This window comes from Streptomyces griseus subsp. griseus, from assembly GCF_003610995.1.
Classification (GTDB): domain Bacteria; phylum Actinomycetota; class Actinomycetes; order Streptomycetales; family Streptomycetaceae; genus Streptomyces.
On the sequence record NZ_CP032543.1, the window covers coordinates 920,576 to 942,880 of the forward strand.

Consider the following 22,305-nt stretch of genomic DNA (forward strand, 5'->3'; position numbering starts at 1 on the left):
TCCCCCGGCCCCCGAAGAATCGGTTCCGCAGCCGCTGCCCCGGCCGGCCGGGAACTCCCCGATGGCCTCGCCCGCCGATCCGCCCATCTACAGCGCGCTGCTGCGGCACTGGCAGAGCAGCGGCCGGACCGTGCCGGGCCGCCGCGACCCGGAGTGGAACCGGGCCGCGGCCCTGCCCGTCTGGTCGGACACCCCCCTGCGGGTCAGCGGGTCTCCGGACCCGCGAGGTGGCGCGCGATGACCATGCGCTGGATCTGATTGGTGCCTTCCACGATCTGGAGCACCTTGGCCTCGCGCATGAGTCGCTCGACGGGGAAGTCCAGCGTGTAGCCGTAGCCGCCGAGCACCTGGACGGCGTCGGTGGTCACCCGCATGGCCGCGTCCGTGCAGAACAGCTTGGCCATGGCCGCCTGCCGGGAGAAGGGCTCCCCCGCGTCGCGCAGCCGCGCCGCCTCCAGGTAGAGCGCCCGGCCGGCCTCGATCTGGGTGGCCATGTCGGCGAGCATGAACCGCAGCCCCTGGAAGTCCGCGATGGGTCGGCCGAACTGTCGCCGGTCGGTGGCGTACCGCACGGCCTCGTCCAGGGCCGCCTGGGCGACCCCGACGGCGCAGGCGGCGATGCCCAGGCGCCCGGAGTCCAGCGCGGACAGGGCGATGGCGAAGCCCTGGCCCTCCTCGCCGACGCGGCGGTCGTCGCCGACCCGTACGCCGTCGAAGTTGAGCTGGGCCGTGGGCGAGCCCTTCATCCCCATCTTCTTCTCGGGGAGCGCGGCGTTCAGGCCCTCGGCGTCACCGGGGACGAGGAAGGCCGTGATGCCCCGGGGGCCGTCCACACCGGTGCGGGCGAGCACGGTGTAGAAGTCGGCGACGCCGCCGTGGGTGATCCACGCCTTGGTGCCGGTGATGACCCAGTCGTCGCCGTCGCGTACGGCCTTGGTGCGCAGGGACGCGGCGTCGGAGCCGGAGGCCGGCTCGGAGAGGCAGTAGGCGCCCAGCAGACCGCCGGAGAGCATCGCGGGGAGGTGCGCGGCCTGCTGCTCGGCGGTGCCGTATCCGGCGAGGGCGTGGCAGGCCAGGGAGTGGACGCTGACGCCGAGGCCGACGGTGAGGCGGGCCGCGGCCAGCTCCTCCAGGACCTGGAGGTAGACCTCGTAGGGCTGGTCGCCGCCGCCGTGGGCGGAGTCGTAGGGAAGTCCGAGGAGGCCGGATTCCGAGAGGAGGGTGAAGACCTCACGTGGGAAGTGGCCCGCGTCCTCCTCATCGGCCGCCCGGGGAGCGATCTCCTTGGACGCGATGTCGCGGACGAGCGCGACGAGCTGCCGGGACTCCTCGGTGGGCAGACGGCGTTCCACCGGCTGCGGGGCACGGTCGGACATGACGGCGCTCTCCTCCCTGTCGGGCGTTGCGGCGGTCACGCGCTCGGGGTGTGAGAGGCGCCGCCGGGTGATCTCCCGGAGTCGGGCCGGGAAAGACAGACTGCCCAGCCGATCCTGCCCTCCCGGGTCTCGGGGGGCGCGGGGCACCGGCTGTGGCGGGTTGAGTATGCCCGATCGGATGCCCTACGTCACGGGGTGACGGGCTGGTCAGAGGGGTCGGGGGCGTTTCCGATGATCAGCGGATTGGTCCGAACCATTGACCCGACTGGTCTAGTCCTTCTACGGTTCCAGGCGAACGCCTCACCGCGTTCATGCCAAACCGGGCGCGTACGGCCCGGAGTTCGGCCAGCACCCCCCACGCACCAGCCCTCCCCCACGAGGAGCCACGATGCTCAAGCTGCACCGTCCCCGCGCCCGGCTCCGGGCGCTCGCCGCGGCCGCCTGCACGGCGGCGCTCGGCGCCACCCTGCTCGGCGTCGCAGGTACGTCCCCGGCAGGCGCGGTCCCCACCGCCCAGCCGGCCACGGCCGCCGCCGAGGCCGCCCCCACGGCGGCCGGCGACAAGGTGATCGGATACTTCACCAACTGGGGCACGTACGACCGCAATTACCACGTCAAGAACATCGTGACGTCAGGTTCGGCGGACAAGCTCACCCACATCAACTACGCCTTCGGCAACGTGACCGGCGGCAAGTGCCAGATCGGCGACTCCTACGCCGACTACGAGAAGGCCTACACCGCCGAGGAGTCGGTAGACGGGGTCGCCGACACCTGGGACCAGGAACTGCGCGGCAACTTCAACCAGTTGCGCAAGCTCAAGGAGCTCCACCCGGACATCAAGGTCCTCTGGTCGTTCGGCGGCTGGAGCTGGTCGGGCGGGTTCGGTGAGGCCGCGCAGAACCCGGCCGCGTTCGCGAAGTCCTGCTACGACCTGGTGGAGGACCCGCGGTGGGCCGATGTCTTCGACGGCATCGACATCGACTGGGAGTACCCCAACGCCTGCGGCCTGACCTGTGACACCAGTGGCCGGGACGCCTACGGCGAGCTGCTGGGCGAGCTGCGCAAGGCCTTCGGGAACGACAACCTGATCACCTCGGCGATCACCGCGGACGGCTCCGACGGCGGCAAGATCGACGCGGTGGACTACGCCGGGGCGGCGAAGCACCTCGACTGGTACCTGCCGATGACGTACGACTTCTTCGGCGCGTTCGCGGCGCAGGGCCCGACGGCCCCGCACTCCCCGCTGACCTCCTACCCGGGCATCCCGACGGAGGGCTTCAACTCCGACGCCGCGATCTCCAAGCTGAAGTCGCTCGGCATCCCGTCGGAGAAGCTGCTGCTCGGCATCGGCTTCTACGGCCGCGGCTGGACCGGCGTCACCCAGACCGAGCCGGGCGGCAGCGCGACCGGTGCGGCGGCGGGGACGTACGAGCCGGGCATCGAGGACTACAAGGTCCTCAAGGGCAGCTGCCCCGTCTCGGGCACGGTGGCCGGTACGGCGTACGCCCACTGCGGCAACGACTGGTGGAGCTACGACACCCCGGAGACCATCGGCACCAAGATGGACTACAAGAACGACCAGGGCCTGGGAGGCACCTTCTTCTGGGAGCTGAGCGGTGACACCACGAACGGCGAACTGATCAAGGCGATCGACTAGCCGCTCGCGGGACACGCGGAGCAGGGGGTGGGGTGCCGAGCGGGCACCCCACCCCTTCGACGTAGCCGCCGAACTTCCGCACATGAAGGTGGCGTTGCCAGGGCCGGGAAGTGATTGACCAGCTTCCGGCGGCCTCCGCACGGCACGGCCGGACCGGCCCCTGGTGTGCGGAGCCATGAGCCGCAGGCGGCGGAGTGGGGTCTGGCGGCCCGGCGAGGCTGCCGCCGGGGGCTTCGATGAACCCGGCTGTCCCGCCGCCGCACCGCCGTCCGAGCCAAGGGCGGCCGCATCAGCTCGGGGTCCACGCGGTCTCCGTACGGCGGCAGCGTTCGCCGGTACGTCCGGGAGAACTTCTGCCCGAAGGTATGGGAACTTTTTCGGCCACCTGGCCGACTACTGCCCCATGGGAAGAGACCGTGACGGAGAACCCCGGGCCGGAGCACGCGAAGAGGCTGGCTGCCTTGTCTCCATGCGTGCACGGGGCGGCCGGCCGACGCGAGCGGCCAGGGGCCTGCTCTGCGGCTCCGCCTGCCTGTCTCTCGGTGCCGTGAGCCATGTCGCGGCGGGCGGGCACCTGCCCGGCCCGGGAGTGCTCGCACTTCTGTTCCTCGCGCTCAGCGTGCAAGGGGCTCTGCTCCTCGGCGGCCCGCGTCGCCGCTTCGACGTCGTGACGCTGGTGCTGGGCGGGACACAGCTCGCCCTGCACGGCGCCTTCCACTTCCTCCCGTCGGCGTCCGGCGGCGCCCAGCACTCCGTGATGGCGGCCGGACGCGAGCACTCCATGGCCGGGCACTCCGGCGGCCACGGCGGCGGACACGGCATGGACGCCGGGATGACCCTGGCCCATGCGGCGGCCACCCTCGGAACGGCCCTCTGCGTGATCCACGGGGAGCGGGTGCTGCGGCGCCTCGCGGCCCTGGTCGTCCCCCGTATCGCCCTCCGGTCCGCCCCTTCGCTCCCCTGCCTCCCCCGGTCGCGCCCGGCGCCGCCGGTGGTCGTGCGGATCAGGTTCGGGGCGCTCCTCGCCCGGTCCTGCCACCGCCGTGGGCCGCCCTCGGCGGCTGTGGCCTGACGGTCTCCCCACCCAGCAGCCGCGAGCGCCGGAAGTGACCCGGCGCCATCAGGCGTGCGAGCGGGAGCCATCGGGTCGCGGCGGCAAGCGCCTCCCACCGCCCGGGCAGGACCCGGTCCCCCACCGGCAGGTCCACGGAGTCTCCTTGCGGCCTGCCCTCCGAGGAGCATCCATGTCTCACAGAACCGAAGAAATACCGCAGAACGACCACGATCCGGCCGGCGTCGCCGCGCCGGGCGAGCCGGATGCCGACAGACCGGACGGCGTCACGAAACCCGGTTCCGACGGGCCGGACGGCTCCGCGGGACCGGACACGCTCACGCCACCCGGCACCGACCCGCCCCGTCCGGCCCCATCCTGGGAGGCCGTACGCCACCTCCTGGTCCGGCTCCACTTCTACGCCGGTGTGCTCGTCGCCCCCTTCCTGCTGGTGGCCGCGCTGACCGGGCTGGCGTACACCTTCACGCCCCAACTCGACCAGCTCATGTACGGCGATCAACTGCGGGTCGGGACGGTCGGGGAGGCGCCCCGTCCGCTGGCCGAGCAGATCGCCGCCGCGCGGGCGGCACATCCCGGGGGCACCGTGGCGTCGGTGGTCACCCCGCCGGGCCCCGAGGACACCACCCGGGTGGTGCTCGCGGTGCCGGAGCTGGGCGAGAAGCAGCGGACGGTGTTCGTCGACCCGTACACCGCCGAGGTACGGGGGGAGCTGACGACCTGGTTCGGGTCTACGCCGCTCACGACCTGGCTGGACGACCTCCACCGCAACCTCAACCTCGGCGAGACGGGCCGCCTGTACTCCGAGGTCGCCGCGAGCTGGCTGGGGGTGACAGTCCTGGGCGGCCTCGTCCTGTGGCTCGGGCGCAGCCGGGGACAGCGTGCGAAGTCGGCCCGGGGTGTCCTGCTGCCGGACCGCAAGGCCCGAGGGGTGCGCCGGACGCGCGGCCGGCACGCGGCGACCGGGGTGTGGCTGGCGCTGGGGCTGCTGTTCCTCAGCGCCACCGGGCTCACCTGGTCGAACCACGCGGGTGAGCGGTTCGGGCGGCTCCTGGACGCGGCGAACGGCAACGCCCCGGCCCTCGACACGGCGCTCCCGGGCAAGGAGGCTCCGGCCGGGGACCACGCGGAACACGCGGAGCACGGCGGCTCCGGCGGAGCGACGGCCGACCCCGATCCGGCCGGCTTCGACGCGGCCCTCACGGCGGCACGGGAAGCGGGCCTCGGCGGCACGGTGGTGGTCACGCCCGCGGCGGACGCGGCGAGCGCCTGGACCGTGGCGCAGAACGACAACGTCTGGCCGGTGCACTACGACCGGGTGGCCGTGGACACGACCAGCGGCGAGATCACCGCGCGCACCTACTGGGCCGACCACCCCGCCCTGTCCAAACTGAGCAAGCTCGGCGTGCAGGGGCACATGGGCGTGCTGTTCGGGGTCGTCAACCAGATCGTGCTGGCGCTCCTCGCCCTCGGCCTGACGGCGGTGATCGTCTGGGGCTACCGCATGTGGTGGCAGCGGCGCCCCACCCGCGACGACCGCCAGGCCCTCGCCGGCAGGGCCCCGGAGCGCGGGGCGTGGCGGCGGCTCCCGCTGCCGGTCCTGGTCCTGGGCATCCCGGCGGTCATCGCCCTGGGCTGGGCGCTGCCGGTCCTGGGGGTGACGCTGGCCGGGTTCCTGGTGGTCGACGCGGTGATGGGGGCGGCCCGCCGACGGCGTGCCGCCTGAGTGTCCGGTACGAGGCGCCCGGGCCGGGACCACCCGGCCGGGCGCCTCACCGTGGCCTCGCTTACGGCTGCGGCCGGGGTCCCGCCGGGTGCGCGACCACGTGGGACAGGACCAGGTGGCTGCTCAGGGCGCGGGTGGTGTCCATGGGCCGCCGGACGATCGCGTACGACTCCTCGTCGTCCTCGTTCCTGACGGAGTCACAGCAGGCCGAGCGAGCGCAGCACACGGCGCTGACCGGGTGTCGGCCCCGACGGCCAGTAGACGTAACAGACCCCGCCCGTGCCGCTCCTGACCCGGCCGCTCGCGTCGTACCGCTTCGTGCGCAGCCAGATGTTCTCCCAGTCGCGCCGCCGGTAGACGCGGCGTACCGCCTCGTTGTCCGGGGACGCGGGGTCGTTGGCGATCACATCGCCCTCACGGGTGAAGCCGACCACCGCCATCAGGTGGCCCGCCGTCCCGTAGCCCGCCCCGGGCAGCTCCTCCTGGAGGAAGGACTGCGAGGTGATGACGGGGATTCCGGCGTGGACCAGCCGCTCCAGGTCGGTGAGCGAGCCGAGGCGGGTGACGACCGCGTTCAGGTCGCGGTAGGTGGCGGCGTAGGCGGCGTTGAAGGGCCAGTTGCCGCAGCCGCCGTACTGGTAGTCGTACGTGTACCGGGCGGCGTGGCAGACCTGGGGGTCGGGCAGGCCCGGCCGGACCCAGGCGAGCTCCTCGGCGGTGGGCTTGCGGCCCCAGTACTCGATGATCATCTGCGAGGAGGTCGGGCTGCACCAGGCCTCGCCGCCGTTGTCGTACTCGGGGTACTGGCCGATGTGGACGTTCTGCGAGTAGCGCGGGACGCGCAGTTCGCGGGCGTGGGCCGGGGTGGTCGCCGGGACGGTGAAGCGGTCGGGGATGTCGGAGGCCATCGCGCCGACGCGCCAGACCGTGGGGTGAGGCGGCTGCCGGGGGTTCGGTACAGGGTGAGGCGGAGGCGGTACGAGACGAACCGTACGCCGCCGGCCGCGTCGTCCACCGAGAGGGTGTCGGTCCAGACCGAGCTGTACGGGTCCCCCTGGTCGTCCACCGACGTGCGGCGGATGTCGCCGTCGCCCGAGGCCCAGCGGCCCATCACGAACCAGGGGGTCGCCGTGCCGTCGGTGTAGGCGGCGCTCAGTTCGACCGCGATCCAGGTGCCCGCGGGGGTACGGGCGTTCCAGGAGGTGATCAGCTCGGTGGCGGGGACGGCGGAGCGGTGGAGCGGGGAGGTCCAGGCGGCGTACTCCCAGGCGGCCGTTCTCCCCGTGTGGGGGTCGGTGTAGTCGGTGCGGCCGGCGGGGGTGGCGATGGCCAGGCCGGGGCGGGTGCCCGCGAGGACCCGGGTGCCGTCACCGGAGCCCCAGCGCCAGTCGGTGTACGTGTGCCAGAAGTGGTTGTCCACGAGGGATGCGGCTGCCTGGGGTGCGGAGGGCGACGGTGCGGATGCGGCCGCCGCGGGTCCGGCCGATCCGGCGGTGCCGGCGGCTGCCGCTGTGGCGAGTGCGGCGGTCAGGACGGTCCTGCGTGAGGTCGGACTGGTCATGGGCGAGACCCCCGGTCATGGGTGGGAGTGGGGCTGCGGATGCCGATCGGTGGGCCCAACTATCCCGTCCCGCGGCTCGGTCGGGCCAGTGATTCGGCCTGCGCCGCGCCACCAATATGGGTCTGGACCACTGGCGTGACCTGCGGCGGGCCGGGCTCATCGGCCCCCGGCCGTACTCTGGGGCCATGAACGACCTGGCCCGCCACGCCGACGCCCTGCGCTCGCTGCCCCCTCCTGCGGGCCGGTCCGGCTCGTCGCGGTGGACGGGCACGCGGGGTCGGGCAAGAGCACCTTCGCCGCCCGGCTGGCGGAGGCGCTGGGCGGTGCGCCGGTGCTCCATCTGGACGATCTCGCCACCCACGAGGAGCTGTTCGGCTGGGTGGGGCGGCTGCGGGACCAGGTGCTCCTGCCGCTGTCGCGCGGCGAGGCCGCCCGGTTCGCGCCGTACGACTGGACCGAGCGGCGCTTCGGCCCGGCGCGGACGCTGGAGCCTGCCCCGGTGGTGGTGGTCGAGGGCGTCGGGGCGGGCCGCCGGGAGGTGCGGCCGTGGCTGGCGGCGCTCTGCTGGATGGAGCTGGAGCGGGAGACCTCCTGGGGGCGCGGGAGAGCGCGGGACGGCGCGGGGCTCACGGAGTTCTGGGACGGGTGGACCGCCGCCGAGAAGGCGCACTTCGCCGAGGACCCTTCACGCCCGTACGCCGGTGTGCTGGTAGGCCAGTTGCCCGAGGGATACGCGTGGCTGGAGGGGTCCGGGGTGACAGCGGGAGCGAACCGTTTCGTCACGGACGGTAGGCAGCGCACCCCTCCGTACTGAGCGGTCGGAATTAGCTCAGAAGTGCCTCAACTCGGCTTGACCGAGGGGCCGTACTGGTCTTACGTTCTCAATGTGCGGCTTTTCGGAGCCCCCGCAGACGCGAAGCCCCCGGTTGTTCCCCCGTGATCGGGGGCTTCGTCCTGTGCGCGCACCGCCGTCCGGCGACCACGCAGAGCGATCCTTTCACCCTCGGTCACCGCCCGCATGATCCGCCGTTGACCGGCCCCCTCCCCTGTGCGCAGGTACGATGCACCCCGGTGCGGTCAATTCCCCTCCTCCGCGCAGTGATTCGGCACGCTCAGGTGGGCATGCTGTGCGGGCGGGACATCCTGGGGGAACGGTTTTGTGTGGGGGACCTGATGGACATCGGCACACAGGGCGCACAGGCCCCCGCCGACCTCGCCTGGCTGCGTGGCATGGACGCCTACACCATGGGCGCCTATCCGCAGGCCGAGGAGGAGTTCAGAGCTGCGGTACGGATCGATCCCGGCATGGCGGACGGCTGGCTCGGCCTCCATGCGCTGCGCATCGACACCGCCACCGCGCTCTTACGTATGTACCGGCACCGTGACCGCTTCGGCGAACAGCGGGCCCGGCACCGTCGGCCCCTGAACTCCTGGTACTGGCTGGGCTGGTGGGTGCAGCCGCTGCTGGAGAGCCCGCGCGATCTGCTGCTCGCCCACGCCTCGCACTGGCTGGACGGGCGCCATGTGCCGGAGCTGGACCGGGCGTTGGCGGGACTGCCGCCCGTGGACGCCGACCCGCAGGTGCGGTTCCTGCACGCCTGCCGCTCGTACCTGGTCAAGGACTGGGAGCAGCTGGTGCGGTACACCGAGCAGCTCGTCGACGATCCGATGCTGGGCATAGAGGCAGGGCTCTTCGGGGGCATGGCCCGGGTCCGGCTGGAGATGTACGGGCAGGCCGAACCGCTCCTCGCGGCCGCCCTGATGCGCTGTCGCAGCGAGCAGCCGCAGCGCAAGGAGCTGCGTTACTGGCTGGCGCGGGCCCATGAGGGCACCGGGCGCAGTGCCGCGGCGCTGCCGCTGTACCGGGCGGTGCACCGGGTCGACCCGGCGTTCATGGACACCTCGGCCCGCCTCGCGGCGCTCGTGGAGGGCGACGGGTACGACGAGTCCGCCGACCTGGCCGCCGTGATGCTGACCGGCTTCGGTGCGGGGGGCGCGGGAGGTGCGGGGGCGGAGGCCCTCGCGGACGGCGACGCGGCGCTGGGCACGGATCTGGTGGATGGCCGTGAACCGTGGTCCATCGGTGACGCAGGGCTGCTCGGCGACGGCGAGGACCCGGTGCTCTCCCCGGCCGCGCCGGTCGTGGGTGCCCGCCGTACGAAGACCCGCAAGCCGCCGCCCTTCCCGGCCGGACCGAGCGACCCGGTCCTGCTGGCCGAGGCGCTGGCCCAGCTGGAGCGCATGGTCGGCCTGGAACCGGTGAAGCGGCAGGTGAAGGCGCTCTCCGCGCAGCTCAACATGGCCAGGCTGCGGGCCGATCAGGGGCTCCCGGTCCAGCCGCCGAAGCGCCACTTCGTCTTCTCCGGCCCCTCCGGCACCGGCAAGACCACGGTCGCCCGCATCCTCGGCCGGATCTTCTACGCGCTGGGGCTGCTGGGCGGCGACCATCTGATCGAGGCCCAACGGGCCGATCTGGTGGGCGAGTTCCTGGGGCAGACCGCGGTGAAGGCCAATGAGCTGATCGACTCGGCGCTCGGCGGGGTGCTCTTCGTCGACGAGGCGTACAGCCTGGCCAACTCCGGTTACAGCAAGGGCGATGCGTACGGCGACGAAGCCCTCCAGGTCCTCCTGAAGCGGGCCGAGGACAACCGGGACCACCTCGTCGTCATCCTCGCGGGGTACCCGGAAGGCATGGACCGCCTCCTCGCCACCAACCCGGGGCTCTCCTCCCGCTTCACCAGCCGGGTCGACTTCCCCAGCTACCGCCCGCTCGAACTCACCGCGATCGGCGCCGTGCTGGCCGCCGAGAACGACGACGTGTGGGACGAGGAGGCGGTCGACGAGCTGCGCTCCATCAGCGGCCATGTGGTGGATCAGGGCTGGATCGACGAGCTGGGCAACGGCCGCTTCCTGCGCACGCTGTACGAGAAGAGCTGCGCCTACCGCGATCTGCGGCTCTCCGGATACACCGGGACGCTGAGCCGGGAGGACCTGTCGACGCTACGGCTGCCGGATCTGATGCAGGCGTACGGCGAAGTCCTGTCCGGGCGCGGTCCGGTGGGCCGGGGGAAGCAGGAGCCGGGCGGGGTGTGAGACCTCAGGACCGGGCGGTACGGGGTCGGGCCGGCCGGAGATTCCCGGGCACGTCCGACCCCGTACGCCTCGCATCCGCCCCGCCCGGCCCCGTACCCCTCACGAGGCCAGGGCCCGGTCCTCCGCCCCCGCCGCGTCCACCGTGCGCAGGGGCACCGGCACCACCCGGTGCGCCGGGTCGCGGACCTCACCCACCAGCGTCTCCAGGACGTCCTCCATCGCCACCAGGCCGAGGACGCGGCCCGAGCCGTCCGCGACCTGGGCCAGGTGGGTGGCGGCGCGGCGCATCACCGTCAGGGCGTCGTCGAGGGGGAGTTCGGCCCGCACGGTCGTCATCGGGCGCCAGAGCTGCTGCGGGACCGCGCGGTCGGCGTCCTCCAGCTCCAGGACGTCCTTGACGTGCAGGTAGCCCATGAACGGGCCTCCCCCGCCCTCCGCGCAGACCGGGAAGCGGGAGAAGCCGGTCCGTACCGTCAGCTCCTCCACCAGGCGCGGGGTCACCGACGGGTCCACGGTCACCAGGCCGCCCCGCTCCAGCAGGACATCGGTGACCGGACGGCTGCCCAGGACCAGGGCGTCCTCCAGGCGCTCCTGGGCGTCCGGGCCGAGCAGCCCGGCCTGGCCCGAGTCCCCGACCAGGCGGTTGAGCTGCTCGCTGGTGAAGACGGCCTCCACCTCGTCCTTCGGTTCGACGCCGAAGAGCCGCAGCACCAGGCCGGCGCAGGCGCCCAGCGCGGTGGTGACCGGCCGGCAGAGCCGGGCGAAGGCGACCAGGCCGGGGCTGAGCCGGAGCGCGGTGCGCTCGGGGGCGGCCATCGCGAGGTTCTTCGGGACCATCTCGCCGATGACCAGGTGCAGGACGACGACGAGCGCGAGCGCCAGTGCGAAGCCGAGCGGGTGGATGAGCCCTTCGGGCAGGTGCGCGGCGTGGAAGACCGGCTCCAGGAGACGGGCCACGGTCGGTTCGGCGACGGCTCCGAGGGTGAGGGAGCAGACGGTGATGCCGAACTGGGCGGCGGCCATCATGCGCGGCAGGTTCTCCAGCCCGTACAGGACCGTGCGGGCCCGGCCGGATCCCTGGGCGGCCAGCGGTTCGATCTGGCTGCGGCGGACGGAGACGAGGGCGAACTCGGCGCCGACGAAGAAGCCGTTCGCCAGCACGAGGAGGGCGGCGAAGAGGAGTTGGAGCAGGCTCATCGCACGGCCTCCAGCAGGGCGGGCTCCGGCGGGACGGTGACGGACTCCGGCGGGACCGGGGCGGGCTGCCGCGGCTGCGGGCCGGGGAGCTGGGTGAAGCGGACCCTCTCCGCGCGGTTGTGGCCGACCTGGCGGACGGTGATCCGCCAGCCGGGGAGTTCGGCCAGGTCGCCGGGGGCGGGGATGCGGCCGAGCAGGTCGGCGACGAGCCCGGCGACGGTCTCGTACGGCCCCTCCGGCAGCTCCAGGCCCGCCCGGCGCAGGGTGTGGACCCCGCAGCTGCCCTCGGCGTCCCAGACCGGGCGGCCGTCCTCGCCGGTGGCGGAGGTGAGGTCGGGGCGGTCGGAGCCCTCGGCGTCGTGCTCGTCGCGGACCTCGCCGACCAGCTCCTCGATGATGTCCTCCAGGGTGACGACCCCGGCGGTGCCGCCGTACTCGTCGACCACCACGGCTATCGGCTGCTCGTGGCGCAGCCGCCGCAGCAGCCGCTCCACCGGCAGGGTCCCGGGCACCAGGAGCGGGGCGACGGCGATCCGGCCGGCCGGGGTGCGCAGCCGCTCGTGGGCGGGGACGGCGAGCGCGTCCTTGAGGTGGACCATGCCGACGACCTCGTCGATGCGGTCCCGGTAGACCGGGAAGCGGGAGAGGCCGGTGGCGCGGGTGAGGTTGAGGACGTCCTCGGCGGTCGCTGAGGAGTGCAGGGCACTGACCTTCACCCGGGGGGTCATCACGTGCTGGGCGGTGAGCCCGGCCAGCGAGAGCGTCCGTACGAAGAGGTCGGCGGTGTCCTGTTCCAGGGTGCCGGCCTCGGCGGAGTGGCGGGCCAGGGAGACCAGTTCGCCCGGGGTGCGGGCGGAGGCCAGCTCGTCGGTGGGCTCCACCCCGAAGAGCCGCACCAGCCGGTTGGCCAGGGTGTTGAGCGCGGTGATGACGGGCCGCAGCAGGGTGGCGAAGCGCGCCTGCGGCCCGGCGACGAAGCGGGCCACCTGGAGTGGCCGGGAGACCGCCCAGTTCTTGGGGACGAGTTCGCCGACGACCATCTGGACGGCGGAGGCCAGCAGCATCCCGATGACGACGCCGACACCGGGGACCGCGCCCGCGGGCAGTCCGGTGGCGGTGAGGGGTCCGGCGAGCAGTTGGGCGAGGGCCGGTTCGGCGAGCATGCCGACGACCAGCGAGGTGATGGTGATGCCGAGCTGGGTGCCGGAAAGCTGGAAGGAGAGTTCGCGCAGGGCGTCGACGACGGTGCGAGCCCGTCGATCGCCCTCGGCGGCCGCGCGTTCGGCGTCGGGCCGGTCCACGGTGACGAGCCCGAACTCGGCTGCCACGAAGAATCCGTTGGCGAGGATGAGGAGGAAGGCCGCCGCGAGGAGCAGCAGGGGGGTGGTCATGAGGCCGCCGCCTCCGGGGAAGGGGCGGCGCAGGTACTACCGGACGATCCGTCCATTGCTGGAGGGAGTCACTCCTTGGGTCGCAGGAAGGCCCCGCGGGCCCGGGTGGGGCCGTGGATCGGGCGGGGCGGGGCGCACGGAGCGCCGCCGCCCACCAGAGTAGACAACCCGGCCGCGCGCGGCGCGGGTGCTCCGCCGGTCAGGGGGTGTCGTCGCCGACGGCCGACCGGGACTCGGCAAGGGCGCGCAGGGCGCGGGCGTCGCGGATGGCCTGCTCCTTCGCGATACCGGGCTGGATGCCGAGGGCGGGCATGCTGGTGCCGTCGCTGAGGTCGAGGAAGACCCAGGGGTCGCCGGAGCGCAGGTTGACGCGGAGGATCTCCTCCCAGGCGAGCCTGCGGGTCCGGGTGATGTTGACGACGGTGACCCCGGTGTCGTCGGCGGTGACCCTGGGCCTGCTGAGCAGGGCCAGGACGCCGAGGAAGAGCGCGGCGACGAAGATGAAGGTGATCCGCTCCCCCGGGTTGAGCCGTTCCAGCATCAGGGCGATGACCGTGATGACGAGGAACATCGCCAGGCCCACGCTCAGCAGGACCACCCGGGTGAGGGTGGGCCGGAAGGTGACCGGGAGGGTGGGGAGTTCGGGCCGGGGCGCGGACATCGGGTCTTCTCTCGCGGGGGTGTGCGGTGGCCTGAGGGCGCCCTGGGCGGGGCGCCCCCGGGCGCTCAGAGGCGGCAGGCGTGGATGGCCGTGGTGAGGATGGCGCGGGCGCCGAGCTCGTACAGGTCGTCCATGATCCGCTGGGCCTCCTTGGCGGCGACCATGGAGCGGACGGCGACCCAGCCCTCGTGGTGCAGCGGGGAGATGGTCGGCGACTCCAGGCCCGGGGTGAGGGCGACGGCGCGCTCCAGGTGCTCCACGCGGCAGTCGTAGTCCATCATCACGTAGGACCGGGCGACCAGGACGCCCTGGAGGCGGCGGAGGAACTGCTGCACCTTGGGGTCGTCGGTGGGGGCGCCGTCGCGGCGGATGACGACGGCCTCGGAGGTCATGATCGGGTCGCCGATCACCTCGAGTCCGGCGTTGCGCATGCTGGTGCCGGTCTCGACGACGTCCGCGATGATCTGGGCGACGCCAAGTTCGATCGCGGTCTCGACCGCGCCGTCGAGGTGGACGATCGACGCCTTGACCCCGGCCTCCTTGAGGTGGGCGGCGACGATGCCCTCGTACGAGGTGGCGATCGTCATGCCGTCGAAGTCCTGCGGGCCCGCCGCGGTGCCGGGCTTGGTGGCGTAGCGGAAGGTGGAGCGGGCGAAGCCGAGCTGGAGGATCTCCTCGGCGTCGGCGCCCGAGTCCAGGAGCAGGTCCCGGCCGGTGATCCCGATGTCCAGCTTGCCGGAGCTGACGTAGATCGCGATGTCCCGGGGGCGGAGGTAGAAGAACTCGACCTCGTTCGAAGGGTCGACCAGGACCAGTTCCTTGGACTCCTTGCGCTGCTGGTAGCCGGCCTCATGGAGCATGGCCATCGCAGAGCCGGAGAGTGCACCCTTGTTGGGGACGGCGATGCGCAGCATGAGGTCAGGTTCCTTTGTGCGGAGGGAGGGAAAGGGGCTGTGACGTGCGGTGCTCGGGGCGGGCTCAGAGATGGGCGTAGACGTCGTCGAGGGAGATCCCGCGCGCGACCATCATCACCTGGACGTGGTACAGCAGCTGGGAGATCTCCTCGGCGGCGGCCTCCTTGCCCTCGTACTCGGCGGCCATCCAGACCTCGGCGGCCTCCTCGACGACCTTCTTGCCGATGGCATGCACGCCCTTGTCCACCAGTTCGGCGGTGCGCGAGGTGGAGGGGTCGCCTTCGGCGGCCTTGAGCTGGAGCTCGGCGAAGAGCTCTTCGAAGGTTTTGTTCGCCATGATGGTCCTCAGAATACGGGGTCGCCGGGGCCCACTCAGCGCCAGGGTTCGCTGACGGTGCGCAGCGTGGCCGCGGTGGCGACGGCGGCGGTGACCGCTTCGTGCCCCTTGTCCTCGTTGGACCCTTCGATGCCCGCCCGGTCGAGGGCCTGCTCCTCGGTGTCGCAGGTCAGTACGCCGAAGCCGACGGGGACGCCGGTGTCGACGGTGACCTGGGTGAGGCCCACGGTGACGCCCTGGGACACGTACTCGAAGTGGGGGGTGCCGCCCCGGATGATCACGCCGAGCGCGACGATCGCGTCGTAGCCGCGGCCGGCGAGCACCTTGGCGACGACGGGCAGCTCGAAGGAGCCGGGGACGCGGAGCAGCGTCGGCTCGTCGATGCCCAGCTCGTGCAGGGCGCGCAGGGCGCCGTCGACGAGGCCGTCCATGACCTTCTCGTGCCACTGGGCCGCGACGACGGCCACCCGCAGGTCGGCGCAGTTGCGTACGGACAGTTCGGGTGCACCCTTGCCGCTCATGGTTCTCCTGTTGCTGGATACGGGGTGATCGTTACTGGTTGGCGCAGGGCGACGCGGGGGCGCCGTCCAGCCAGGGCAGGTCGTGGCCCATGCGGTCGCGCTTGGTGCGCAGGTACCGCAGATTGTGCTCGCCGGCCTGGACGGGCATCGGTTCCCGGCCGGTGACGGCGAGGCCGTGGCGCAGGACGGCCGCGGTCTTGTCGGGGTTGTTGGTCATCAGCCGCAGGCTGCGTACGCCGAGGTCCCGGAGGATCTGGGCGCCCGCCGCGTAGTCGCGGGCGTCGGCGGGCAGGCCGAGCTCCAGGTTGGCGTCGAGGGTGTCCACGCCGCGCTCCTGCAGTTCGTACGCGCGCAGCTTGGAGAGCAGGCCGATGCCGCGCCCCTCGTGGCCGCGGAGGTAGACGACGACGCCCCGGCCCTCCTCGGTGATGCGCCGCATGGAGGCGTGCAGCTGGGGTCCGCAGTCGCAGCGCTGGGACTGGAAGATGTCGCCGGTCAGGCACTCGGAGTGGACGCGGACGAGGATGTCCTCGCCGCCGTTCTCCGTGATGTCGCCGTGGACGAGCGCGACATGTTCCACGCCGTCGACGGTGGAGCGGTAGCCGTACGCGGTGAAGTCGCCGAAAGCGGTGGGCAGCCGGGTGGCGGCCTCGCGGCGGACGGTGGGCTCGGCGCTGCGGCGGTAGGCGATCAGGTCCTCGATGGAGATGATCGTCAGACCGTGCTTGCGGGCGAAGGGGATCAGCTCGGGCAGGCGCAGCATGGTGCCGTCCTCCCCCGCGATCTCCACGATGGCCCCCGCCGGGCGCAGTCCGGCGAGCCGGGCGAGGTCGACGGCCGCCTCGGTGTGGCCGTTGCGGACGAGGACGCCGCCGGAGCGGGCGCGCAGCGGGAAGACGTGGCCGGGGCGGACGAAGTCGCCCGGTCCGGCGGTGCCGCCCGCGAGCATCCGCAGGGTGGTGGCGCGGTCGGCTGCGGAGATGCCGGTGGTGACGCCGTGGGCGGCGGAGGCGTCGACGGAGACGGTGAAGGCGGTCTGCATCGACTCGGTGTTGTCGGCGACCATCTGCGGGAGTTCGAGCCGCTCCAGCTCGTCGCTCTCCATGGGGGCGCAGATCAGTCCGCGGCACTCGCTCATCATGAAGGCGACGATCTCGGGGGTCGCCATCTCGGCGGCGATGACGAGGTCGCCCTCGTTCTCGCGGTCCTCGTCGTCGACGACGACGACGGGCCGGCCGGCGGCGATGTCACGGATGGCCTGCTCCACCGGATCCAGGGTGAGGTCCTCGGCGAGCGGGTCGTGGCCGGGGTGCAGCCAGGTGGGCTGAGCAGTCATGCCGTGGCTCCTTCCAGAGCGGGTGTCCGCGTACGCAGCCACCAGTCGCGCATGCCCCACAGGACGAGGGCGCCGTAGATGATGTAGACGAAGCCGGAGAAGGCGAAGCCGTTGGCGAAGTTCAGGGGGACGCCGACGAGGTCGACCAGGAGCCAGGCGAACCAGAACTCGACCATGCCCTTGGCCTGCGCGTACATCGCGACGATCGTGCCGACGAAGATGTACGCGTCCGGCCACGGGTCCCAGGAGAGCGACGGGAACAGGGTGAACAGTCCGCCGACGGCGAGGGTCCCGATGGCGGCGGCGCCGATCAGCACACCGCGCTCGCGCCAGGTGGCGAAGCGGACGGCGAGGGAGCCGTCCTGGGCCTGCTGCTTGCCGCGCTGCCAGGCGTGCCAGCCCCACAGGGCGACGACGATGACGACCAGCTGCTTGCCCGCGCTGCCGGAGAGGTGCGCGGAGGCGAAGGCGGTGAAGAGGATGGCGCCGGCGAGCAGCTGGGCGGGCCAGGTCCAGATGGAGCGGCGCCAGCCGAGGGCCAGGGCGGTCAGGCCGATCAGGTTGCCGATCATGTCGGCCCACTTGATGTGCTGGCCGAAGAGGGTGAAGGCCTCGGAGTTGAGCCAGGAGACGGCGTTCATCGCGGGTCCTGCCCGGCCTGACCTCCGAGAGGCAGGTCCTGGCCGGCGGCCCGGTCGCCCGGCAGCAGGCCCTGCACGGAGCCGGACCGGTCCCCGAGCAGACGCTCCACGTACTTGGCGATCACGTCCACCTCCAGGTTGACCGGGTCGCCGGGCTGCTTGTGGCCGAGCGTGGTCAGGGCGAGGGTGGTGGGGATGAGGCTGATGGTGAAGTGGTCCCGCGCCGCCTCGACGACGGTGAGGCTGACGCCGTCGACGGTGATGGAGCCCTTCTCGACGACGTAGCGGGTCAGCTCGGGGGGCAGGGAGACCTTGACGATCTCCCAGTGCTCGGAGGGGGTGCGCTCCACGATGGTGCCGGTGCCGTCCACGTGCCCCTGGACGATGTGCCCGCCGAGCCGGCCGCCGAGCGCCATCGGGCGCTCCAGGTTGACGCGGGAGCCGGTGGTGAGGGCGCCGAGGCTGGAGCGCTTCAGGGTCTCGGCCATCACGTCGGCGGTGAACTCGCCCTCGCCGGTCTCCACGACGGTGAGGCAGACGCCGTTCACCGCGATGGAGTCGCCGTGCTTGGCGCCGTCGGTGACGACGGGGCCGCGCAGCCGGAAGCGGGAGGCGTCGGCGAGCTCCTCGACGGCGGTGACCTCACCCAGTTCTTCGACAATTCCGGTGAACACTCAGTTTCCCTTCCGAGCAGGGGCGGGGGCGGCGGTGATGCGCAGATCGGGGCCGATGCGGACCGTCTCGGTCACATCGAGGCGCAACGCGCGGGAGATGGTGGTGATTCCGGCGTCACCGAGAGCCGCGGGGCCCGCGCCGAGCAGCACCGGGGCGAGATAGCCGACGACCTTGTCGACCTTTCCCGCGGCGACGAAGGCTCCGGCGAGGGCGGGGCCGCCTTCGAGGAGTACGGAGCGGACGCCGCGCCCGTGGAGGGCGGCGAGGAGGGCGTCGAGGTCCAGGCCGGGGCCGGTGGCGGCGCGGGGCAGCCGCAGGACGGTGTCCTCGGGGAGGTGGCCGGCCGGGGCGTCCTCGGCGACCGCGATCAGCGTGGGCGCGGTGGGGTCCAGGACCCGGGCGCCGGGCCGCACGGCCGTGGCGTTCGTGTCGACGACGACCCGCAGGGGCTGGGTGGCGCCGTCGATGCCGCGTACGCCCAGCTGGGGGTCGTCGGCGCGGGCGGTGCCCGAGCCCACGACCACCGCGTCGGCCTCGGCGCGGAGCCGGTGGACGTCGGCGCGCGCCTCGGGCGAGGTGATCCAGCGGCTAGTGGTGTCGGCGGCGGCGATACGGCCGTCGAGGGTGGCGGCGTACTTCCACAGGACGTACGGGCGGCCCAGGCGCACCGAGGTGAGCCAGGCGGCGTTGCCCGCCTCGGCCTGCTCGGCGAGGAGGCCCTGTTCGGCCTGGACCCCGGCCGCGCGCAGGGTCTCGGCACCGCCGGTGGCCTGCGGGTCCGGGTCGCCGACGGCGTACACGACGCGGCTGATCCCGGCGTCCAGGAGTGCCTGGGCGCAGGGGCCGGTGCGGCCGGTGTGGTTACAGGGTTCGAGGGTGACGTAGGCGGTGCCGCCCCGGGCCCGCTCGCCGGCCGCGCGCAGGGCGTGCACCTCGGCGTGCGGCCCTCCGGCGCGCTGGTGGAAGCCTTCACCGGCCAGGGCTCCGGAGGCGTCGGTGATGACACATCCGACGACCGGATTGGGGCTGGTGGAGCCGAGACCGCGGGCGGCGAGCGTGATGGCTCGGCCCATGGCGCTGATGTCGGCTGCGGTGGCCACCGGGTCCTCCTGCCTCTTCGGGCACGGACTCCGGGGCCTGTCGATGACGACAGATGAAGCGGCTCACCAGGGAAAACGCCGGAAACCGAAGAAGGGACACAGGGGTCCGGAGAGAATCCCGGCCATGCGTCCGCCTACGGCGGCGTATCCGATGACGAACCGCCGCGCACTGCCTCCCATCCGGACTTTAACCGTCGGTCCAGGAATCTCACCTGGTCAACCGGCCGCTGGCTGCGGACGGGTCGCGGACTGTAACCGCCGGTTCGGAATTGCACCGACCCCGGAGTGCGCTGCTACTGATACGGAACCAGTCTGCCACGGACGCTCCTCGGCCATGCGAGTGAGCGATGTGGGCTGAGTCACAGGATACCTGGCGCGATCCCGTCGGTGGGAAGTCGGCGAAATCCCGACAACGTAGTCATCGAGAAAGTTGCCCGCTAAAGGTCCAGACCTATTGACGCACTGGTCTAGTCCTCTTAATCTCTGCGTCACCTCCGAGGTTCGGTCCCACGGTGTGCGCACACCGGGACCCCGACACGACCCACCCCTTTCAGCCAGTTGTGTTCTGCCGACCTCCCCAGGAGGAACGTCCACATGCTGTCCCCCACCCGAGCGAGAGCCACGCTCATCGCCGCCGGCGCCGCCGTCGCCGGCCTCCTGATGACCTCCCTTGCCGCCACCCCGTCGGCCGCCGCCACCGACCACGAGTCCTGTCGCCCCGACGGGCTGTACAAGACCTCCGGCGTCGACGTCCCGTACTGCACCGTCTACGACGGTGAGGGACGCGAGAAGATGGGCGCCGACCACCAGCGCCGCGTCATCGGCTACTTCACCAACTGGCGTACCGGCAAGGACGGCAGGGACGCCTACCTGGTCCCCAACATCCCCTGGGACAAGGTCACGCACCTCAACTACGCCTTCGCGCACGTCGACAGCTCCAACAAGCTCTCGGTCGGCCCCGACGGCGCCGACAACGCCTCCACCGGGATGACCTGGCCCGGTGTGGCGGGCGCCGAGATGGACCCGTCGCTCCCCTACAAGGGGCACTTCAACCTGCTGACCAAGTACAAGAAGCAGTACCCGAACGTGAAGACCCTGGTCTCCGTGGGCGGCTGGGCCGAGACCGGCGGCTACTTCGGCCCGGACGGCAAGCGCGTCAACTCCGGCGGCTTCTACTCGATGGCGACCAACGCCGACGGCTCGGTCAACCAGACGGGCATCAACACCTTCGCCGACTCGGCCGTCACCTTCATCAAGAAGTACGGCTTCAACGGCGTCGACATCGACTACGAGTACGCGACGTCCATGAAGGACGCGGGCAACCCCATGGACCACGCGTTGGCCAACGGCCGCCGCGCGGGCCTGGTGAAGGGCTATGACGCCCTGATGAAGACCCTGCGCGAGAAGCTGGACCGCGCGGGCGCCGCCGACGGCAAGCACTACCTGCTGACCGTCGCCGCCCCGTCCTCCGGCTACCTGCTGCGGGGCATGGAGACGTACCAGATGCAGAAGTACCTGGACTACGTCAACATCATGTCCTACGACCTGCACGGCGCCTGGAACGAGTACGTCGGCCCGAACGCCCAGCTGTTCGACGACGGCAAGGACAACGAGCTGGCGCAGGCCGGTGTGTACACCACCTCGCAGTACGGCGGGGTCGGCTACCTCAACACCGACTGGGCCTACCACTACTTCCGCGGCTCCATGCCGGCCGGCCGCATCAACATCGGCCTGCCCTACTACACCCGCGGCTTCAAGAACGTCCAGGGCGGCACCGACGGCCTGTGGGGCAAGGCCGCCACGACCACCTGCCCGGCGGGCGCGGGGCTGACCAAGTGCGGTGACGGCGCGGTCGGCATCGACAACCTGTGGCACGACAAGGACGACAACGGCAAGGAATCGCCGGCCGGTTCCAACCCGATGTGGCACGCCAAGAACCTGGAGAAGGGCATCGCCGGCGACTACCTCGCCAGCTACGGCTTCCCCGCCAACACCCAGCTGACCGGCACCTACGTCCGCAAGTACGACTCCACGCTGGTCGCCCCGTGGCTGTGGAACGCCCAGAAGAAGGTCTTCCTCTCCACCGAGGACGAGCAGTCGGTGCAGCGCAAGGCCCAGTACGTGGTCGACAAGGGCATCGGCGGCACGATGATCTGGGAGCTCGCGGGCGACTACAAGTGGAACGCCACGAAGGGCCAGTACGAGACCGGCAACACGCTGACGACCGCGATGTACGACGCCTTCAAGTCGGCGGCCCCGTACGGCGCGAAGCGCTCCACGGTCACCCTGCCCACCGAGGCGCTGAACATCGACGTCTCCTTCAACCAGTTCGCCCTCGGTGACTCCAACTACCCGATCAGCCCCAAGCTGAAGATCACCAACCGCACCCAGGCCACGCTGCCCGGCGGCACGGAGTTCCAGTTCGACTACTCCACCTCCGCCCCCGCCAACGCCAAGGACCAGTCCGGCTTCGGCACGTCGATCATCCGCAGCGACCACACGGCCGCCAACAACATCGGCGGGCTCAAGGGCCCCTACAACCGGGTCTCCCTGAAGCTCCCGGCCTGGCAGACGCTGGCCCCCGGTGCCTCGGTGGAGCTGGACTTCGTCTACTACCTGCCGACCTCCACGCCGTCCAACTGGACCGTGACCTTCGGCGGGAAGTCCTACTCCCTCGCCGGTGACCTGGCCCGTGGCACCAAGCTGGTCGAGCCCGGCACCGGCACCAACCCGACCCCGACCCCCACGCCGACCGGCCCCACGCCGACGCCGACCCCGACGCAGCCGGGCGGCACCTGCACGGCCCCGGCGTGGAACGCGGCCACCGAGTACGGCGGCGGCTCCACCGTCAGCCAGGACGGCCGCCAGTGGAAGGCCTCGTGGTGGACGAAGGGCGAGAAGCCCGGCACCACCGGCGAGTGGGGCGTCTGGAAGGACCTCGGCGCCTGCTAGCAGCGGCTGCACGGCGGTGAGCGCGGATCACACCCCGCCCACCGTCCCAGCTGTACGGCGGTGAGCGGATCGCCTCCGCTCACTGCCTGCCACCCCCC

The 22,305-nt window shown here is 72.1% G+C and carries 16 protein-coding genes, 2 pseudogenes and 1 riboswitch; of the genes and pseudogenes, 6 read left to right on the plus strand and 12 right to left on the minus strand.

Annotation, left to right across the window (positions count from 1 at the left end; translation table 11 throughout):
• Nucleotides 1–203 precede the first annotated feature (203 nt).
• Nucleotides 204–1,376: an acyl-CoA dehydrogenase family protein gene (locus D6270_RS04215; RefSeq protein ID WP_109166671.1), complete on the minus strand. Its 1,173-nt coding sequence runs from the start codon at nt 1,374–1,376 to the stop codon at nt 204–206.
• 388 nt (nt 1,377–1,764) lie between these two features.
• Here D6270_RS04215 and D6270_RS04220 point away from each other — a divergent pair, with 388 nt between their 5' ends.
• The 3 genes from D6270_RS04220 to D6270_RS04230 all read left to right on the plus strand — a co-directional run bounded on the left by D6270_RS04220 (nt 1,765) and on the right by D6270_RS04230 (nt 5,828).
• Complete coding sequence (locus tag D6270_RS04220; protein ID WP_109166670.1) at nt 1,765–3,033, plus strand: glycoside hydrolase family 18 protein; 1,269 nt, start codon at nt 1,765–1,767, stop codon at nt 3,031–3,033.
• A 547-nt stretch (nt 3,034–3,580) separates the two neighbouring features.
• Entirely contained in the window at nt 3,581–4,105 is a 525-nt protein-coding gene (locus D6270_RS04225; RefSeq protein ID WP_109166669.1) for a hypothetical protein, read from the plus strand.
• Nucleotides 4,106–4,277: 172 nt separating this feature from the next.
• Nucleotides 4,278–5,828 (plus strand): PepSY-associated TM helix domain-containing protein, encoded by a 1,551-nt coding sequence (locus D6270_RS04230; RefSeq protein ID WP_204117154.1) that lies wholly within the window; start codon nt 4,278–4,280, stop codon nt 5,826–5,828.
• 197 nt (nt 5,829–6,025) lie between these two features.
• Here D6270_RS04230 and D6270_RS04240 read toward each other — a convergent pair.
• A pseudogene (locus D6270_RS04240) lies at nt 6,026–7,389 on the minus strand (peptidase C39 family protein).
• A 185-nt stretch (nt 7,390–7,574) separates the two neighbouring features.
• Here D6270_RS04240 and D6270_RS04245 point away from each other — a divergent pair.
• Both D6270_RS04245 and D6270_RS04250 read left to right on the plus strand, forming a co-directional pair.
• Nucleotides 7,575–8,203 (plus strand): annotated as a pseudogene (locus D6270_RS04245) (uridine kinase).
• Between the two features lie 359 nt (nt 8,204–8,562).
• Nucleotides 8,563–10,482 (plus strand): AAA family ATPase, encoded by a 1,920-nt coding sequence (locus D6270_RS04250; RefSeq protein ID WP_109167590.1) that lies wholly within the window; start codon nt 8,563–8,565, stop codon nt 10,480–10,482.
• Between the two features lie 99 nt (nt 10,483–10,581).
• Here the strand turns inward: D6270_RS04250 and D6270_RS04255 are convergent, their stop codons facing one another.
• The 10 genes from D6270_RS04255 to ribD all read right to left on the minus strand — a co-directional run bounded on the left by D6270_RS04255 (nt 10,582) and on the right by ribD (nt 19,255).
• Complete coding sequence (locus D6270_RS04255) at nt 10,582–11,679, minus strand: hemolysin family protein (protein ID WP_109166667.1); 1,098 nt, start codon at nt 11,677–11,679, stop codon at nt 10,582–10,584.
• Nucleotides 11,676–13,070: a hemolysin family protein gene (locus tag D6270_RS04260; protein ID WP_109166666.1), complete on the minus strand. Its 1,395-nt coding sequence runs from the start codon at nt 13,068–13,070 to the stop codon at nt 11,676–11,678. The genes D6270_RS04255 and D6270_RS04260 overlap by 4 nt, the downstream gene beginning before the upstream one ends.
• 199 nt (nt 13,071–13,269) lie before the next feature.
• Complete coding sequence (locus tag D6270_RS04265; RefSeq protein WP_109166665.1) at nt 13,270–13,731, minus strand: PH domain-containing protein; 462 nt, start codon at nt 13,729–13,731, stop codon at nt 13,270–13,272.
• Between the two features lie 65 nt (nt 13,732–13,796).
• The gene (hisG, locus tag D6270_RS04270; RefSeq protein WP_109166664.1) at nt 13,797–14,645 is read right to left on the minus strand and encodes an ATP phosphoribosyltransferase; all 849 of its coding nucleotides are present in this window, start codon (nt 14,643–14,645) and stop codon (nt 13,797–13,799) included.
• Nucleotides 14,646–14,709: 64 nt separating this feature from the next.
• Nucleotides 14,710–14,982 (minus strand): phosphoribosyl-ATP diphosphatase, encoded by a 273-nt coding sequence (locus tag D6270_RS04275; protein ID WP_018490177.1) that lies wholly within the window; start codon nt 14,980–14,982, stop codon nt 14,710–14,712.
• Nucleotides 14,983–15,017: 35 nt separating this feature from the next.
• Nucleotides 15,018–15,503 carry a 6,7-dimethyl-8-ribityllumazine synthase gene (ribH, locus tag D6270_RS04280; protein ID WP_109166663.1) on the minus strand — a complete coding sequence of 162 codons (486 nt, stop codon included), beginning with the start codon at nt 15,501–15,503 and terminating at the stop codon, nt 15,018–15,020.
• A gap of 31 nt (nt 15,504–15,534) precedes the next feature.
• Nucleotides 15,535–16,839 (minus strand): bifunctional 3,4-dihydroxy-2-butanone-4-phosphate synthase/GTP cyclohydrolase II, encoded by a 1,305-nt coding sequence (locus tag D6270_RS04285; protein WP_109166662.1) that lies wholly within the window; start codon nt 16,837–16,839, stop codon nt 15,535–15,537.
• The gene (locus D6270_RS04290) at nt 16,836–17,480 is read right to left on the minus strand and encodes a nicotinamide mononucleotide transporter family protein (protein WP_109166661.1); all 645 of its coding nucleotides are present in this window, start codon (nt 17,478–17,480) and stop codon (nt 16,836–16,838) included. The genes D6270_RS04285 and D6270_RS04290 overlap by 4 nt, the downstream gene beginning before the upstream one ends.
• A complete protein-coding gene (locus D6270_RS04295) occupies nt 17,477–18,154 on the minus strand; it encodes a riboflavin synthase (protein WP_109166660.1) in 678 nt (225 codons plus the stop codon). The genes D6270_RS04290 and D6270_RS04295 overlap by 4 nt, the downstream gene beginning before the upstream one ends.
• Nucleotides 18,155–19,255: a bifunctional diaminohydroxyphosphoribosylaminopyrimidine deaminase/5-amino-6-(5-phosphoribosylamino)uracil reductase RibD gene (gene ribD / locus D6270_RS04300; RefSeq protein ID WP_109166659.1), complete on the minus strand. Its 1,101-nt coding sequence runs from the start codon at nt 19,253–19,255 to the stop codon at nt 18,155–18,157. It lies immediately after the preceding gene.
• 162 nt (nt 19,256–19,417) lie between these two features.
• A riboswitch (FMN riboswitch) is annotated at nt 19,418–19,548 on the minus strand.
• 301 nt (nt 19,549–19,849) lie between these two features.
• Here ribD and D6270_RS04305 point away from each other — a divergent pair.
• Nucleotides 19,850–22,207, plus strand: coding sequence for a chitinase C-terminal domain-containing protein (locus D6270_RS04305; protein WP_109166658.1), 2,358 nt, complete (start codon nt 19,850–19,852; stop codon nt 22,205–22,207).
• Nucleotides 22,208–22,305: the final 98 nt, after the last annotated feature.